Origin of the sequence: Bacillus sp. FJAT-44742, assembly GCF_002797315.1 — a bacterium.
Lineage (GTDB): Bacteria > Bacillota > Bacilli > Bacillales > Marinococcaceae > Thalassorhabdus > Thalassorhabdus alkalitolerans.
In genome coordinates this window covers 213,039-228,611 of sequence record NZ_KZ454937.1, presented here as the reverse complement: position 1 = coordinate 228,611, position 15,573 = coordinate 213,039, and the positions used below count along the sequence as shown (strand labels likewise).

General features: G+C 39.7%; 16 protein-coding genes. 13 read left to right on the top strand and 3 right to left on the bottom strand.

Features of this window, described 5'->3' with window-relative positions:
- Positions 1–11 precede the first annotated feature (11 nt).
- From CEF17_RS19320 to CEF17_RS19280, 9 genes are read left to right on the top strand one after another with little or no spacing between them, the layout of a single operon-like run.
- On the top strand, positions 12–1,262 hold the full coding sequence (locus CEF17_RS19320) for a 3-isopropylmalate dehydratase large subunit (RefSeq protein WP_100401148.1): 1,251 nt from the start codon (positions 12–14) through the stop codon (positions 1,260–1,262).
- Positions 1,252–1,752, top strand: coding sequence for a 3-isopropylmalate dehydratase small subunit (locus CEF17_RS19315; protein ID WP_100401147.1), 501 nt, complete (start codon positions 1,252–1,254; stop codon positions 1,750–1,752). The genes CEF17_RS19320 and CEF17_RS19315 overlap by 11 nt, the downstream gene beginning before the upstream one ends.
- 42 nt (positions 1,753–1,794) lie before the next feature.
- On the top strand, positions 1,795–2,808 hold the full coding sequence (locus CEF17_RS19310) for a Bug family tripartite tricarboxylate transporter substrate binding protein (RefSeq protein WP_100401146.1): 1,014 nt from the start codon (positions 1,795–1,797) through the stop codon (positions 2,806–2,808).
- A 21-nt stretch (positions 2,809–2,829) separates the two neighbouring features.
- On the top strand, positions 2,830–3,288 hold the full coding sequence (locus CEF17_RS19305) for a tripartite tricarboxylate transporter TctB family protein (RefSeq protein ID WP_157843107.1): 459 nt from the start codon (positions 2,830–2,832) through the stop codon (positions 3,286–3,288).
- Positions 3,289–3,308: 20 nt separating this feature from the next.
- A complete protein-coding gene (locus CEF17_RS19300; protein WP_157843106.1) occupies positions 3,309–4,832 on the top strand; it encodes a tripartite tricarboxylate transporter permease in 1,524 nt (507 codons plus the stop codon).
- 16 nt (positions 4,833–4,848) lie between these two features.
- Positions 4,849–5,355 (top strand): AbrB family transcriptional regulator, encoded by a 507-nt coding sequence (locus CEF17_RS19295; protein ID WP_100401143.1) that lies wholly within the window; start codon positions 4,849–4,851, stop codon positions 5,353–5,355.
- Positions 5,356–5,358: 3 nt separating this feature from the next.
- Complete coding sequence (locus CEF17_RS19290; RefSeq protein ID WP_100401142.1) at positions 5,359–5,844, top strand: AbrB family transcriptional regulator; 486 nt, start codon at positions 5,359–5,361, stop codon at positions 5,842–5,844.
- A gap of 32 nt (positions 5,845–5,876) precedes the next feature.
- Complete coding sequence (locus CEF17_RS19285; RefSeq protein WP_100401141.1) at positions 5,877–7,091, top strand: CaiB/BaiF CoA transferase family protein; 1,215 nt, start codon at positions 5,877–5,879, stop codon at positions 7,089–7,091.
- A gap of 15 nt (positions 7,092–7,106) precedes the next feature.
- Positions 7,107–8,048 carry a hydroxymethylglutaryl-CoA lyase gene (locus tag CEF17_RS19280; protein ID WP_100401140.1) on the top strand — a complete coding sequence of 314 codons (942 nt, stop codon included), beginning with the start codon at positions 7,107–7,109 and terminating at the stop codon, positions 8,046–8,048.
- A 338-nt stretch (positions 8,049–8,386) separates the two neighbouring features.
- Here the strand turns inward: CEF17_RS19280 and CEF17_RS19275 are convergent, their stop codons facing one another.
- Entirely contained in the window at positions 8,387–9,118 is a 732-nt protein-coding gene (locus CEF17_RS19275; protein ID WP_100401139.1) for a sulfite exporter TauE/SafE family protein, read from the bottom strand.
- 212 nt (positions 9,119–9,330) lie between these two features.
- Complete coding sequence (locus CEF17_RS19270) at positions 9,331–10,470, bottom strand: YeiH family protein (protein WP_100401138.1); 1,140 nt, start codon at positions 10,468–10,470, stop codon at positions 9,331–9,333.
- A gap of 327 nt (positions 10,471–10,797) precedes the next feature.
- Between CEF17_RS19270 and CEF17_RS19265 the strand changes: the two genes are divergently transcribed.
- Complete coding sequence (locus CEF17_RS19265; RefSeq protein ID WP_100401137.1) at positions 10,798–11,775, top strand: tripartite tricarboxylate transporter substrate binding protein; 978 nt, start codon at positions 10,798–10,800, stop codon at positions 11,773–11,775.
- Between the two features lie 35 nt (positions 11,776–11,810).
- Here CEF17_RS19265 and CEF17_RS19260 read toward each other — a convergent pair whose 3' ends face one another.
- Complete coding sequence (locus CEF17_RS19260) at positions 11,811–12,731, bottom strand: selenium metabolism-associated LysR family transcriptional regulator (RefSeq protein WP_100401136.1); 921 nt, start codon at positions 12,729–12,731, stop codon at positions 11,811–11,813.
- Between the two features lie 220 nt (positions 12,732–12,951).
- Here CEF17_RS19260 and CEF17_RS19255 point away from each other — a divergent pair, with 220 nt between their 5' ends.
- The 3 genes from CEF17_RS19255 (at position 12,952) to CEF17_RS19245 (ending at position 15,549) form a co-directional block, all read left to right on the top strand.
- On the top strand, positions 12,952–13,272 hold the full coding sequence (locus tag CEF17_RS19255) for a UxaA family hydrolase (RefSeq protein ID WP_100401135.1): 321 nt from the start codon (positions 12,952–12,954) through the stop codon (positions 13,270–13,272).
- On the top strand, positions 13,265–14,434 hold the full coding sequence (locus CEF17_RS19250) for a UxaA family hydrolase (protein ID WP_100401134.1): 1,170 nt from the start codon (positions 13,265–13,267) through the stop codon (positions 14,432–14,434). Before CEF17_RS19255 ends, CEF17_RS19250 begins: the two co-directional genes overlap by 8 nt.
- Before the next feature lie 395 nt (positions 14,435–14,829).
- The gene (locus CEF17_RS19245) at positions 14,830–15,549 is read left to right on the top strand and encodes a succinate dehydrogenase/fumarate reductase iron-sulfur subunit (RefSeq protein ID WP_100401133.1); all 720 of its coding nucleotides are present in this window, start codon (positions 14,830–14,832) and stop codon (positions 15,547–15,549) included.
- Positions 15,550–15,573: the final 24 nt, after the last annotated feature.

Here is a 15,573-nt window from a genome sequence, read left to right as displayed (position 1 = left end):
GAGTGAAAAGAATGGGAAAAACAGTTATTGAAAAGATCATTTCTTCTCATGGAAATAAAGAGGTTCGTGCGGGAGATATAGCCATAGTCAATGTAGACTCAACTATGGCTTCAGATACGACAGCCCCTCTAACCATCAAAGCTTTTGAAGAAATGGGTGGGGAGAAGGTGTGGGATAAAGACAAGGTAGTACTTGTAATTGACCATGCTTCTCCCCCACCTAATGAAAGAATTGCTAATCTTCATAAAATGATGAGGGGATTTTCTGAAAAACAAGGTGTTTACTTTTATGATATCGGTGAAGGGATTTGCCATCAGTTAATGGTAGAAAACAATCATGTGAAACCCGGAGATCTCGTTCTAGGAGCTGATTCTCACACTTGTACTTACGGAGCACTAGGGGCTTTTTCAACAGGAGTAGGTTCAACAGACCTGGCTGGTGTTTGGTTAACAGGTAAAACATGGGTTAAAGTTCCCGAAACAATACAAATTCGTTTGAATGGACAGTTACAAACAGGAGTGACTGCCAAAGATGTAGTTCTTCATCTTGTAGGTACTTTAGGAATTGAGGGAGCTACTTATTCTGCAATTGAATATACGGGAGACGCCTTAGAATCTTTTACTCTTGCAAGTAGAATGACCCTTGCAAACATGTCTATCGAAATGGGCGCAAAAGCTGGATTGGTGGACACAAAAGGTCTTACTTTAGAGGAAGAGTTTGAAGCTATAACACCAGATAAAGATGCTTCATACTCTAAAGTATATGAAGTTGACGTTTCTCATATCGAACCACAAATTTCTATTCCTCATTCCCCGGATGATGTAAGAAATATATCGGAAGTTGAAGGAACACCTATCCAACAGGCTTTTATAGGGAGTTGTACAAACGGTCGATTAGAAGATTTACAGGCAGCCGCACAGGTTCTAAACGGAAAGAAAATTCATCCTAACGTCCGTTTATTAATTGCTCCAGCTTCAAAACGAGTAATGAAAGAAGGGATGGAAGATGGGACAGTACAAACTCTTATGGCGTCAGGAGCTACTTTTCTTACCTCTGGATGCGGGCCTTGCGTAGGAACGCATATGGGAATTCCCGGTGATGAAGAAACTATTATTTCTTCCACGAATAGAAACTTTAAAGGTCGTATGGGCAATCCAAATGCCAATGTATTTCTAGGTTCTCCTGCTGTTGTGGCTTCTTCTGCACTTTACGGAAGAATTACAAGGGCAATTATTAAAGGGGGTGAGAAACTTGAGGTTTGAAGGTGACACTCATACTTATGGAAAAAACATAGACACTGACCGTATTATTCCTGGAAAGTACACTAAGACATTGGATTTGTCTCATTTAGCTCAGCATGTTTTTGAAGATTTAGATCCTCAATTTAAAAACAACGTCAAACAAGGAGATATTGTGGTTGCAGATACTAATTTTGGTTGTGGTTCCTCGCGTGAACAGGCTCCACTTGCTATAAAGTCTTCAGGAGTCTCCCTTGTAATTGCTCGATCTTTTGCTCGAATCTTCTTTAGAAATGCTATAAATGTTGGAATGCCGGTTATGGAAGTCCCTGATCACCGTATAGAACAAGGGGACAAAATAATTGTCAATCTGTACAAGGGAGAGGTTCATAATGTTTCAAAGAATGAAACCTACTATGGGACTTCCATGCCTGAAGTGATGATTAATATTTTAAAAGAAGGAGGACTAACACCATATTTGAGGAAGCATGGAACTTATCAAATAACATCGTAACTATTCATTTGAAAGCGTTATCAAAAAAAGGGGGCATTTAATATGGAAAGGAAATGTTGGGCGAAAGTTACTGGGCTATTAACAGCAGGAGTCCTTTTACTAAGTGCTTGTGGAGGAACTCAAGAAGGAAGCAGTGAAGAGACAAGTGCAAGCAGTTGGCCCGATGAAGAACTCACTATGATTGTGCCTTTTGGAGCTGGTGGCTCTGCTGACAGACAGGCACGTGCATTAGCAACTTACCTTGGAGAAGAACTAGATACTTCTGTAGTTGTAGAGAATAGAGAAGGTGGAGGTGGAGCAGTTGGAACAACTTCTCATAAGCAATCCGACCCTTCAGATGGCACTTATTTTATCTACCAATCTCACCCGCATTTTGAAGCAAGTATTGTACGTGAAGCAGATTATGAATTCGAAGATTTTGATTATTTGGGCTTGACTCATGAATCCCCTATTACGATTTGGGTGGATGAAAGTTCAGAGTATGAAACACTAGACGATTTGTTAACAGAAGTTGAAAATAATCCTGGCGGGTTAAGTTATGCAATGATTTCTGCCTCCTGGTCAGATATTGCAGTAAAGATGGTTATGGATGAACTCGGTTTGGATGTTCGTGCCGTTCCTTACGATGGTGGCGGAGACATGCGGACGGCGTTGATGGGAGGAGAAGTAGATTTTATTGCTTCAGATGTTGAAGGTACTTTAGCAGGTGCCGGTGAAGATTTACGTCCACTAGCTATCTTTTCTGATGAACCGTACGAGCATGCTGAAGATATACCACTTATTAATCAAGAATTAGAGGATATGGGACACGATACGGACCTTCCAGGAGTATCCAATATGCGCTTTATCCAAGTAAAATCAGAATTTAAAGAAGAGTATCCTGAAAGATACGAATTATTAGAAGAGGCCTTGGAAGCTTCAGTGACTAATGAAGAATTCATAGAATGGGGACAAGATCAAGATATGTACCTAAGTTGGACAGGTAGTGACGAAACTCGTAATCAACTTAGTGAAACAATTGATGTTATTTACGAATATGAAGAGTTATTCCAATAAGTGGTTAAGGGCGGGCTGAATATGGCTCAAGAGATAAAAAATATCCTATTTTTAGTCGTTATAGCGGCGTTTGGACTCTATTATTACTTGGATGTTCAAACGCTTCCCGAACAGGAAGAACGCCAACTGGTTGAACTAGTGAGTTGGGGGTTGGCTGTCGTACTGCTCTTTGAAACTACACGTTCATTGATTAAAATCTTGGTGTTACGCAAAGACAATACGTCCTTTATTAAGGATATTAAAAATTGGTTAAGAAGCCGTCAGGCTTTACTAGTTTTATCATTTATTATTTATATCATTGCTATCCCCCAGGTAGGATTTTTTGTTTCTTCCATCTTGTTTTTTATAGGGCTGAACTTCTTGTTAAACAGTCGGAAATGGTGGGAATTTACGATCCTTCCAGGGAGTATCATGCTCATTATTTACGTTGTTTTTATTGAGTTTCTTGGAGTTAATCTTCCACACGGGATCTTATTTTAAAGGAAAAGGAGGACAAATTCGTGATAGATTTAACCGCTGTGTCCCAAGGACTAGATCTCTTATTTCAATGGCAAGTTCTCCTTTTTATTTTTATAGGTCTCCTTGTGGGAATAATATTAGGTGCCATCCCAGGAGTCTCTGGCACTTTAGGTATTGCATTAATGCTTCCCTTGACTTATCACATGCAGCCAATTGATGCCATTATGTTTTTGTCGGCTATTTTTACCGGGTCAGTTTATTCAGGAGGAGTGACCGCAATCATGTTAAACATCCCTGGGGCTCCTGGGGCTGTTGCAACCACGCTAGATGGCTACCCGATGACAAAAAATGGAAGGCAAAATGAAGCGTTAGGTGCAGGCCTTATGTCATCGGTCATAGGTTGTTTAATCGGGTACATGGTAATTTTCATTTTTTTAGAACCTCTAGGAAACCTAGTTTTAGCTTTCCAAGCACCTGAAATGCTCATGCTTACGGTATTTGCTTTATCGATAATAAGTACAGTTAAGGGAAGTGTAAGTAAAACTTTAATTGTGGGGTTTTTGGGATTGCTCTTAGGCTCCATAGGAGCTACAGCCTTCGGAAGGGCCCGAGGAACTTTTGGAGAAGCTGCACTTTATGAAGGAATTCAACTAGTCCCAGCTTTGATGGGATTACTTGCAATTTCAGAATTGTTTTTTCTCATACAACGTAAGTTTATTACCGGAGAAGGAACTGGAAATGTACAAAAAAGTTTCACGCCCATATTAAAAGGGATGAAGCTTGTCGTTAAACAAAAGTTAAATGTCATTCGTTCAACGTTTATTGGAGTGATCATAGGATTGTTACCCGCTGCAGGCTCCACTGTAGCATCTCTAGTAAGTTATTCTCAAGCTCAAACTTTCTCTAAGAATAAAAGTAATTTTGGCAAGGGAGAACCAGCAGGGTTAGTTGCAGCAGAGACAGCGAATAATGGTTCAGAAAGCGGCGGAATGGCAACCATGTTAACCTTTGGCATTCCCGGAGGTAGTGCAACTGCTGTGCTTATGGCAGCTTTTATGATTCACGGCCTTTCACCAGGACCGTTTTTAGTCAGGGATCATATGGATATGACTTATGCTGTAATCATTGGAAACTTTCTTCAAGGGATTCTACTTATTGGGATTGGGGTCTTGTTTATATGGTATTTCAGTAAAGTAGTGTTAGTCCCGACACGCCTATTAATCCCTATAGTTACTATATTTTGTTTTCTCGGTGCCTTTTCTGTACGTGGTATTTATCTAGATGTAATCCTTACTTTAGGATTTGCTTTAATTGCCCTTATAATGAGGAAACTAGATTACCCTATCATCGCGTTACTCCTTGGACTTATATTAGGAGGCACCATTGATGGAGAGCTAACAAGAACGATGGTAATGTATGAAGGTCAATATTGGTCATTATTACAACGGCCAATTTTCACCGGGATGTTAGTGGTTACGATTATTTTGTTTTTAGTACCATCTATTCAAACAGTTTTAAATAAGCGTAAAGAAAATAACGAAGTAAAACAGGATACCAGTATGTAGAAGCGGGGCGGCAATAATGATAAACATTGGGTTCTTTATTGTACTTGGTTTACTGGGAGGCGGAATTGGCTATCTTCTAAGAATCCCTATGGGAACAATTCTTGGAGCTATGCTAGCTGTAGGAACCGGACGTGTAATGGGCTGGATTACAATGGAACCCAGTGAAGTTGTTACTTTCTTAGTCCAACTTGCTTTAGGCATAATGATTGGGCTGAGTTTTTACCAGTTAAATAAAGGCCAATTAAAGCGTGCAGGTAAAGGGTTGTTATTTATCATTATTGCAGTTGTTTTTATGACTTGCTCAGTGGCATTCATGGTCTATTTCTTTACCGGACTCGACAAAGCTATTGCTATACTTTCCTCTGCACCTGGGGGAATGGTAGAAATGGCTACTATGGCTGAAGCTTTGAACCTTGAAGCCCCAGGGGTTATATTTTTACATTTTATTCGCTTGCTTCTTGTAATGTTGGTGTTTCCTTATATTATCTCCTGGGGTGTAAAGAAATGGGGGAGGAAAGGATAAAAAGTGAAAGGTAATGCCAAGTTAATAGGGATTGGGATAGCAGGAGGACTTGTAGGGTATGTAACAGGTTTTCCTATAGGAGCGCTTTTAGGGACTCTCTTTGCAATAGCGACTTTTAATATGATTACAGGGGCTTTTCATCCTTTACAGTTAAAAACAAAACGTCTAATCCAAGTTTTCATAGGGTCAAGCATAGGGCTTAGTTTTACCGAAGATACATTTTTACTGTTTGGAGAGTTACTTTTCTCTTCTATTATATTATCTGTTTCAACGATACTAATCTCTACTTTATTAGCTATTTTATCTATGAAACTTTTAAACTATGATGCAGCTACAGCTTTTTCTAGCTTAGCTCCCGCTGGAATGAGTGAGATGCTCCTAATAGCAGAATCACATGGAGCGGATATACCGGTGACAGCAACCATACACCTTTTTCGTATAGTAACAATTATTACAACCATACCGGTAATTACCTATTTATTAGTATGAATCCTATTTTTATCGAGGAGGTAAGTGATAATATGAATCAAGTTTTAAGTGACAATCAAGGACCGTTAAAAGGGTTACGAATATTAGACTTATCAACCATGATTGCTGCCCCATATGGAGCAACACTGCTGGGTGATTTTGGGGCAGAAGTCATTAAAATAGAAATGCCTAAGAAGGGAGATTCCCTTCGAAGAATGGGTCCCTTTAAAGAAGGTGAGCCATTACGGTGGCCGGGATTAGCACGAAACAAAAAATCTTTAACACTCGATTTGCATGGAGAAGAAGGGCAAACTATCTTAAAAAAGCTAGTCGAGAAGTCTGATGTAGTAATTGAAAACTTCCGACCGGGGACTCTAGAAAAATGGAATCTCGGGTACGACCAATTAAAAGAAGTAAATAAAGATATCATCATGATCCGCGTGACTGGATATGGGCAGACAGGACCTTATTCTCCCAAAGCAGGATTTGGTACTCCAGCTACAGCGTTTAGTGGTTTTACCTATCTCCATGGTTATGAAGATCGACCTCCTATTAGTCCTTCATTTTCTCTTTTGGATTATATTACAGGTGTTTATGTGGCATTTGCTACCGCTTCTGCTCTTTACCATCGAGATGCACAAGGTGGGAAAGGGCAATACGTTGACATGGGTCTATATGAATCCGTATTTCGCATGATGGAATTTTTAGTAGCAGATTATGACCAAAATCAAAAAATAAAAGAAAGATCTCCTGGATTAAGTGGTCATTCCAGCCCGGCAGGTACGTTTAAAACAAAAGATGGTCATTGGATTGTTCTTGTAACAAGTTCCGACCGCACGTTTAACCGCTTAGCAAAAGCCATGGGGAAAGAAGAAATGTTAGAAGATGAGCGGTTTTATACCAATTCAGTTCGTTTAGAACATTTTGAATTAACAAATGGAATCGTAGCTGATTGGGTGAAAACCAAGAACAGAGATGACCTTCAAAAACACTTAGATGAATATGGAGTACCTATTAGTCCAATTAACAGTATAAAAGATATTTTTGAAGACGAGCACTTTAAAGAGAGAGAGAACATTGTAGAGGTAGAGCATCCTCGTCTAGGAAAGGTTAAAATGCCAGGAATCGTACCAAAGTTTTCTGAAACCCCTGGCTCAATACGTAAGGCAGGGCCAGATTTAGGTGAGGATAGCGAAAGTATTTTAAGAGAACTGGCAGGTCTTGAAGAGAAAGAAATAAAACAATTACGAGAAAAAGAAATCATATAACGGGAGACGATTTTAATGTCATTACCAACTAAAGCTGTCATTACAGAAGTATGTCCAAGGGATGGGTTCCAAAGTGCTCCATTTATACCAACAGAAGAAAAGGTCAACATAATTAACGAATTAATGTTGTGTGGATTCTCGCAAATGGAGGTATCCTCCTTTGTTCACCCTAAAGCTGTGCCTCAATTAAAAGATGCAACTGAGGTATTAAAAAACATTAAGAGGAAAGAAGGGGTGAAGTTAAGAGCTTTAATTCCTAATGAAAAGGGAATGGAAAGAGCTTTAGAGGCAAAGGTAGACAAAGTAAAACTGATGCTTTCAGCTACGGATTCTCATAGTCTTCATAATGCGAATGCTAAGACTTTTGCTGCCATGGAAAAATTCAAACCAATCGTAAATATGGCAGAAGGAACTGATACCACTGTTTCTGGATCGATATCTGTTGCATTTGGGTGCCCCTATGAAGGGGAGGTTCCTATTCAACGACATATTGAAATTTGTGAGTATTATGATTCAATTGGGATCAAAGATATTTCCTTAGCAGATACAACGGGTATGGGACACCCAGTGAATGTGCGTAAGATTCTAAAAGCATTAATATCAAGGTTTCCCCATTTTCATTTTTCCTTGCATTTACACAATACGAGAGGAATGGCATTTGCGAATGCAGTGACGGGATTAGAAGAAGGAATAATAGATTTTGATAGTTCAGCAGCAGGATTGGGTGGTTGTCCGTATGCACCTAATGCTAGCGGGAATATATCTACAGAAGATCTGGTCCATGGGTTTGAGGAAATGGGAGTTGAAACCGGAATTGACTTAGATAAATTAATTAAGGTATCGAAAAAATTACAAAGGATGTTTCCAAACCATGCAGAAAGTTTCCTCTTAAATGCTGGAAAGTCATCAGACCTTAAAATAGCCCCAAAAAAACAAGAAAAAGTTGGTGAGAGATAAAAAGAATTAATATAAATCCCGATTTATGAGGTAATTCACATTCTAACTTTCTTTAAACGAGTGTCAGAAAAAGTATTAATTTTCTGCACTCTTTTTTTGAATTTTATTTTTAGAAGCGCTGAAAGAACAAATATTAAATTAACCCTGATTTCTAGAGACAGCTATGGTTAACTTAGAAACCTTTTACATGTCAACTGTTGAAAACTGAAGGTGACATTTTGGAAATTTCCTTTGAAGTGAACTATATAATATAGGCGGGTCATATAAGCTTTTTTTATTATAAGAATGGGGTTGTCTATATCCTTCAGATGTTCTCAGATTCTTTCTATAGTCAGTCGTTATGTGAAAAAGATTAAGTTAAAGGCTGCTATGACAACAAGCCCGATGGCACAATTTTTTATTTGGTTAATAGGAAGCTTATCAAAACATTTCAACCCTAGCGTGATCCCAGCAAAGACGCTGATTAATCCAATTAATAGATACAAAGAAAACCCCGGATAAAAGTCACCATTTATCCCGTGTAAAATCAAAGTAAACAAACTAGTTAATACTATACAGGCCTGAAGGTTTGCGTTAAAAGTATACTTATTCTCGTACAACATTAAAAAGTAAAAAACGAAAAAAGGACCTCCGACTGCAAAGACTCCCCCTACAAATCCTCCTACCATCCCTAGAAATATAGGTATAGCAGGATTACTCTTTGCTTTAGGGCTTATTTTCTTATTTAGTAAGAGGTAAACAACCATACCGATCAAAAAAAATCCCAGCCACTTTTTTAAAAAGTCCATATCTCCGTAGGTGCTGAGCACTAAAAAAGCAAGGATGCGTCCTAAAAATGCAGCTGATAGAATAACGATTAACCCTTTAAAATCAATATATCTACGGTATTTAAGCAGAATATGCAGAGAGGCTACAAATAATAGAGAAAGAACTAGTAACGTACTTTCTTTAATGGTGAGGAAAAGTGGTAAAAACCCCATAACTACAAGGCCTAAACCAAAACTGGTCGCTCCCTGAATAAACCCGCCAAGAAGCACAATAAAAAACACTAAAACCAATTCCCATACCATAGATGTCATTCCTCTCTTTATTAAGTAGCAGCTTGGATGCCCCTAATATCAAACAATATTAATGTATTGCACTTAAATAGACTTTAGCATGAAAACCCGGGTAAAAAAGCTTATCAAGCTTTTTTACCCGGGTTTGTTAATAAAATCTATTACCATCACAATGAGGAGATTACCGGTAGTTCCAAAAAGGAGAACAAACACGAAGAAGCATATTAAAATTGAATTAAACCACCCAACAAATAGACTAACAAAAGGCTGACTACGGTGACGGAAAAAGCAGCTACCAGCCCTATATAAAATGGCTTGATGCCAAATCCTTTAAACACACTGAAGCTTGTGGATAATCCAACGGCAGCCATAGCTATCCCTAATATATAACTGGCTCCGAAGGTATTTACAGACTGCCAGACTGATTCCCATTGCCCAGGAGATAACAATCCAAATGCTTCTCCTTGGGAGGAAACACCCGCATCACCTACAGAACGAAGAACGGCCATTCCAAGGAAACCTAATACAAATAAAGGAACTAGGTTATACCACTTAGGTACTTTTGATTGAGAAGAAGCCTGACGTTGAGAGCTTTTTAAGTAATAATAGGACATAATCGGTACAACTGCCACCAGCAAGACATTTCTTGTTAGTTTTGTGATCGTAGCAACATCTACAACGGTAGGATTGTTATATACTTGGTCATAAATTAAAGAAGCTCCTGCTACTTGTGCAGTTTCATGTATGGCTGTCCCTAAAAACAACCCCGCTCTAATAGGATCATTCTCAAATAATAAGTAGGCAAGATATGGATAAGCAAACATTGCAATGATTCCAAATAACGTAATATTTGCGATCGAGTATGCTACTTCTGAATCATTTGCTCTTATTCCGGGTGACGTTCCTACAATAGCGGTAACACCACATATCCCTGTCCCTACAGCCGTTAATGTTCCTAAGCGATGTGGCTGTCTCATTTTGTTAGTAATCCATAAAGTCACACTTAAACCTGTCAGGACACTTAAAATAATAATTGGCAATCCCCACGCTCCAAGGGTTAATACATCAAAAATACTTAATCGAATACCGAGCAAAATAATACCAAGTTTTAATAAGATTTTAATTGAAAAAGACACGCCTTCAGCGAAAATTTCTTTTAAGCCTAATAAATTTCTTATAATTAATCCGATAACGATAGCTACTAAAATACTTGAGATAGGACTAGAGCCAGAAGTGTCTAACCCCTGCATGTATAGAATAAAGATGCCTAACCACTGAGATGCTATCAAACTTAGTGCCATGATCCCCAGACATAATAATACACCGGGCAATATTCTTATCCACTTACTTTGACCCACACTCATTTCCCTCACCTCTGCTTTTTCAGATGACTTTAAAAATAGTGTAAGGTAGAACCGTGTATTATGGTTATTTGCTTTTTTTAACAGGATCATAAGGGTTTATAATAAATTTAATATAAACATCTGGAAATATAGATATAAAAGGTTTAACTCATTTTTTTTTACAAGGATATGATGCTATGAAAAAAACAAATGAAGCTTATAAAAATAAGAAATAACAAAATAATTCAAATATTTAAAAAATTCGTTGACGATTAAAGTGACAGATTATACGATGAGGGCACCGAAAAGCATAATTTGATATAAGACGAAAAAACAGGAGGATTTTTAATGAAAATATTAATGCAAGCGCTTTCTTCAATGGGGGCTCTTATTATGTTAATGGCCTGTAATAGTGCGGAAACGAGTTCGGCTGATGATTATCCGACCGATAATGTGACGATGATTGTTCCTTTTTCTGCGGGTGGGACAACCGATGTCAACGCCCGCTTAGTTGAAAGTTTCTGGTCAGAGCACTTCGATGAAAACCTTGTGATTGAATACCGGGAAGGGGCTGGAGGAGAAATAGGATTTTCTCAGCTGGCAAACGCAGAACCGGATGGATATACCGTTGGAAATTTAAATGTTCCTCATATTTATTTACAGCCCATGGGACGAGAAACAGACTTCAACACAGATAGTTTTGACTATTTGGCCCGACTTGTATCCGATCCCCAGGTCCTTGTAGTTAGAGAAGACAGCGAGTTTGAGACCCTGGATGACTTTATGGCGGTACTAGAGAGTAACCCTGGCAGTTTAACCGTTGGGATGGTCGGCACTTTGACAGGGGATCACTTAGCGACTCTTAACTTCATGGATGAAACGGGTCTAAAAGTTAATGAGAGTCCGTTTCAAGGGGCAGCAGATTCCATGTCCAACCTGCTGGGCGGTCACGTTGATGCCATCATGGGGAACGTAGGAGACGTGGTTACCGAGCAAGACCGGGTCCGCGTGTTGGCGATAGCGACGGAAGAGCGCCACGAATGGCTGCCTGATGTTCCTACCTTCCAAGAGCAGGGGGTAGATCTTGTAGCGGCGATTGACCGAGGACTGGGGCTGCCGGAAGGGACCCCTGAAGAAGTGTACGAGCAGTTATTACATGCTTTAGAGCAAATTACAAGTGAACCGGAATACGAGGAAAGAATGGAGAATGCTGGTTTACCTTCAGCGTTCCTTCCTGGAGAAGAATGGGCAGAAGAAATCGAACAGGAAAGACAGGAAGCTGAAGATCTATTAGACGAGTTTGAAGGAGAGATAGAAGAAGAATAGTTGAAAAGGGAGGATTCAAAAGCATCAACCGCTGACTAGTGGTTGATGCTTTTCGCTGTAATAAGGGAGACAAAGTCATGAAGAGTATCTACAAAAGCTTGAACTGGTTCTTTAAAGAAAGTGTCACGGTGATAGATTAAATAGAAGTGACGAGTAAAGGAAATTCCGGTGATAGGGTGTTTTTTTAAAGTTTGGATGGTCAGCTCCTTCTCAATAGCCGTTTCAGAAAGGATGGAAACACCAAGCCCCGCTTCTACCGAAGCTTTAATGGCTTCCGTGCTTCCAAGTTCAAAGGCTATATTAATGTCATCAGGGTTTAACCCCGCATTATACAAGTGCTTTTCCATTACAATACGAGTTCCTGACCCTTTTTCTCTAAGGATGAAAGGTAACATAGGGAGTTCTGAAACAGAAACTTCCGATTTATCCTGGGGAAAAAAACTTGGTGAAGAGACAAGCACGAGTTCATCCTCCATAAAAGGAGATACCATTAATTCACTTTCATGAACAGGTGCTTCAATTAAACCAAGATCTATTTCTTTTGCTTTTATGCGGTCAACAATGTGAGAAGTATTCGTAATATCAATGTTGATAAGAACATGAGGAAATTGCTTTTTATAGGTGCCTAGTACTTTTGGAAGGATATTGTCACCGATAGTTAAACTACATGCTACCTCTAGCCTTCCGTTTAGATTAGTAGTCATTTTCATAATTTCGTGTTCTGCAATGTCATTTAATTTTACAATTTCTTTGGCATACCGATATAACACTTTAGCCGGGGAAGTTAATTCTACCTGTTTGGTTGATCTCTCAAATAAATTAATATTTAAGTGTTTTTCCAAAGCCTTAATTTGTTGAGTTACTGTTGGCTGAGACAAATGCAGAGCCCTTGCGGTGGCCGAAAAGCTTTTTTTATCAGCTACCGATATAAATGTTTTTAAGTGCTCTAAGTTCATTTTATCGCCCTTCCTTATTTATTATTTTTATAATAAGTATTGAAGTTTTAAATAACTAAATATTGAAAAAATTTAGAAAACTATATTGACGAAAGCGCTTACGAATGAAATAATTTTACCAGAAAGTGGTTAGAGGTATTACCTCTTATTCAACACCAAGACATAAAAGAGTTCAAGTTATTTTTGTTATCTTCTAAAAATTTTTATAAGGAGGAAGAACATGCAAAAAGAAGTGTATGTAATTAATCCTGAAGACAATACGGGCACTGTGATTCGGGCCAATGTAAAAAAAGGCACGGAACTTAAAGTGGGAGAGAACGGAGAAACGATCATGGTGCAAAAAGACATTCCCTATGGCCACAAAATTGCAGTGAGAGACATCAAAAAGGGAGACACCATTTTAAAGTACGGGTTAAGCATCGGTTCGGCTATTGAAGATATCTCTATAGGGGACCACGTCCATGTGCATAACACGGAAAGCAACCGGGGACGAGGCGATCGTGTCGCAGCGGAACAAAAAGGAGGGATCAGTCATGGATAAATTTCAAGGATACTTAAGACCGGATGGAAGCGTTGGAATTAGAAACACACTGCTTATTTTATCAGGAACCATTTACGCAAACTCCACCGCTGAGAGAGTGGCCAATAGCATTGAAGGGGCGGTCGCCATCACTCACCCGTTAGGTCGGTGCCAGGTAAGGCCGGACCTGCGAACTACTTTCCATACTTTGGTGGGAACGGGGAAGAATCCTAACGTCGGTGGGGTAATTGTCATTGACCACTTCCGGGAGGAAGGGTGCACGGCAGAAGACATCGCTCATGAGATCAGCAAAACCGGAAAGCCGGTAGAAGTGGTGAACATACGCTATTCCAACGGTGCGATTGAAGCGACAGCACAGGCGATGAGAAAAGCGATGAACATGAAACGGCAGCTGTCAGCGATGACACGGGAGCCGGCAGAGGTCTCCAACTTATTATTCGGTCTTAATTGCGGGACATCTGACACCACTTCCGGATTAGGATCCAACCCGGCATTAGGCCACTGTTCGGACCGGATTATTGAACAGGGCGGACGTTCTATCCTGGCAGAAGTGACAGAATTAATGGGAGCGGAAGAACACATCCGCCGCCGCGCGCTCACTCCAGCAGTAGGCGATGACATTGTCAATGCCATAGAGGAGTTTGAACAGCGGGCTCTGGCGAGCGGAGAAGATATACGAGGCTCCCAGCCAACAGGGGACAACATCATGGGAGGACTGAGCAGTATAGAGGAAAAATCGCTTGGAGCGTACCAGAAAAGCGGAAGCGCTACCATCAATGGATTGATCGGCTACAGTGAAGAGCCGAGGAAAGATTCCGGCTTATACGTGATGTATACGCCGGGACACGGAAGTGAGTCCATTACCGGCATCGCGGCAGCAGGGGCCCAAGTATTGGTCTTTAGTACGGGCGGGGGGCATGTGATCAATCACCCAATCATGCCGACGATTCGAATTACAAGCAACGTAAATTCCTATGAAGCGATGGAAGATACGATGGAATTAGATTTAAGCGGCATATTTAATGAGAATCTCAGCCTGGAAGATGCGGGAGATCAAATCTATCAGGAAGTATTAGAGACTTGTAATGGTAAACAGACGAAGTCAGAAATCTTAAAAGAGAATACTGGATTTGCGATTCATCGAACCGGAGTCAGCATTTAACATAAATTGGAAGTAATCAAGACTATCCCAGATACATTTCTAGTCCTTTCTATAAAGGGAGATGTGCATGAAGAAGGGATAGTCTTTTTTAAGGAAGGTTTGTTTGCCACGAGAGTAGTGATAAGTGAAATGAACTGGGCGGAAGGAATTCAGATGAGAGAGTAAAACGCTACATTAAATTACCTCCTCATATATCCGGGTTAACCGAACAATTACAACAGAGAACTTCCACTATGGTAACAGAAGAAATTATAAAAGAATTAAACGGCCAGATGTCTATTGGTCGGGTGTAATTACCCTTATACAAATATAAGAGCATTTAGGGGGGAGAGGTAAATTGGTTGCCCCAGCCCCCTAAATTGTCATTCACAAGATTACTAAAAGGGGGGAGAAAAGTGAAAGAAGTAAAAATTACAGTGATGCGTTATGACCCATCTCAAGACCATGAACCTTCCTATGACTCTTTTACAATTGAAGCCAAAAAAAATATGACTGTCCTAGATAGTCTTTTTCTTATCGTAGAAGATCAAGATCCAACACTTTCATTTCGGTGCGCTTGTAGACTTGGAATGTGCGGTACGTGCGGGATGCTAGTCAACGGTCGTGGACGATTAGCATGCCGCACAAAAATAGAACACTTAGGTGATGAGATTTTAGTGCAACCGATGAGAAACATGCCTGTAATCAAGGATATAGCAGTCAATATGGATCCATTTTTTGAAAGTTGGGAAAGAATTAAACCTTATTTTGTTCCTAAGGAGGAGACAGATGAGTTTAGTGTAATTCCACCTTCCTCAGGTAGACGGAAGGTCATTGATAAAAACTCTGATTGTATTACCTGTGGTTTATGTTATCAATCTTGCGATGCGGTGTCGATAAGAGGTGAGGGTTTTATTGGCCCTGCTGCTTTAAGTAGAGCCCATAACTTAATTGCTGATGAAAGAGAAGGTGCCAGAGCTGAAAGACTGGACTTAGTTACTGGGGAGGATGGAGTGTTTGAATGTCACTCCTTCGGAGCGTGCGTAGAGGTATGTCCGAAAGGTATTAATCCAATTGAAACTATTCAAAATATAAAAACAAAAAAATTAAAAAAAACCATAGGGATGAAATGGTAAGTCGAATTTAGTAAAGGAGTTGAA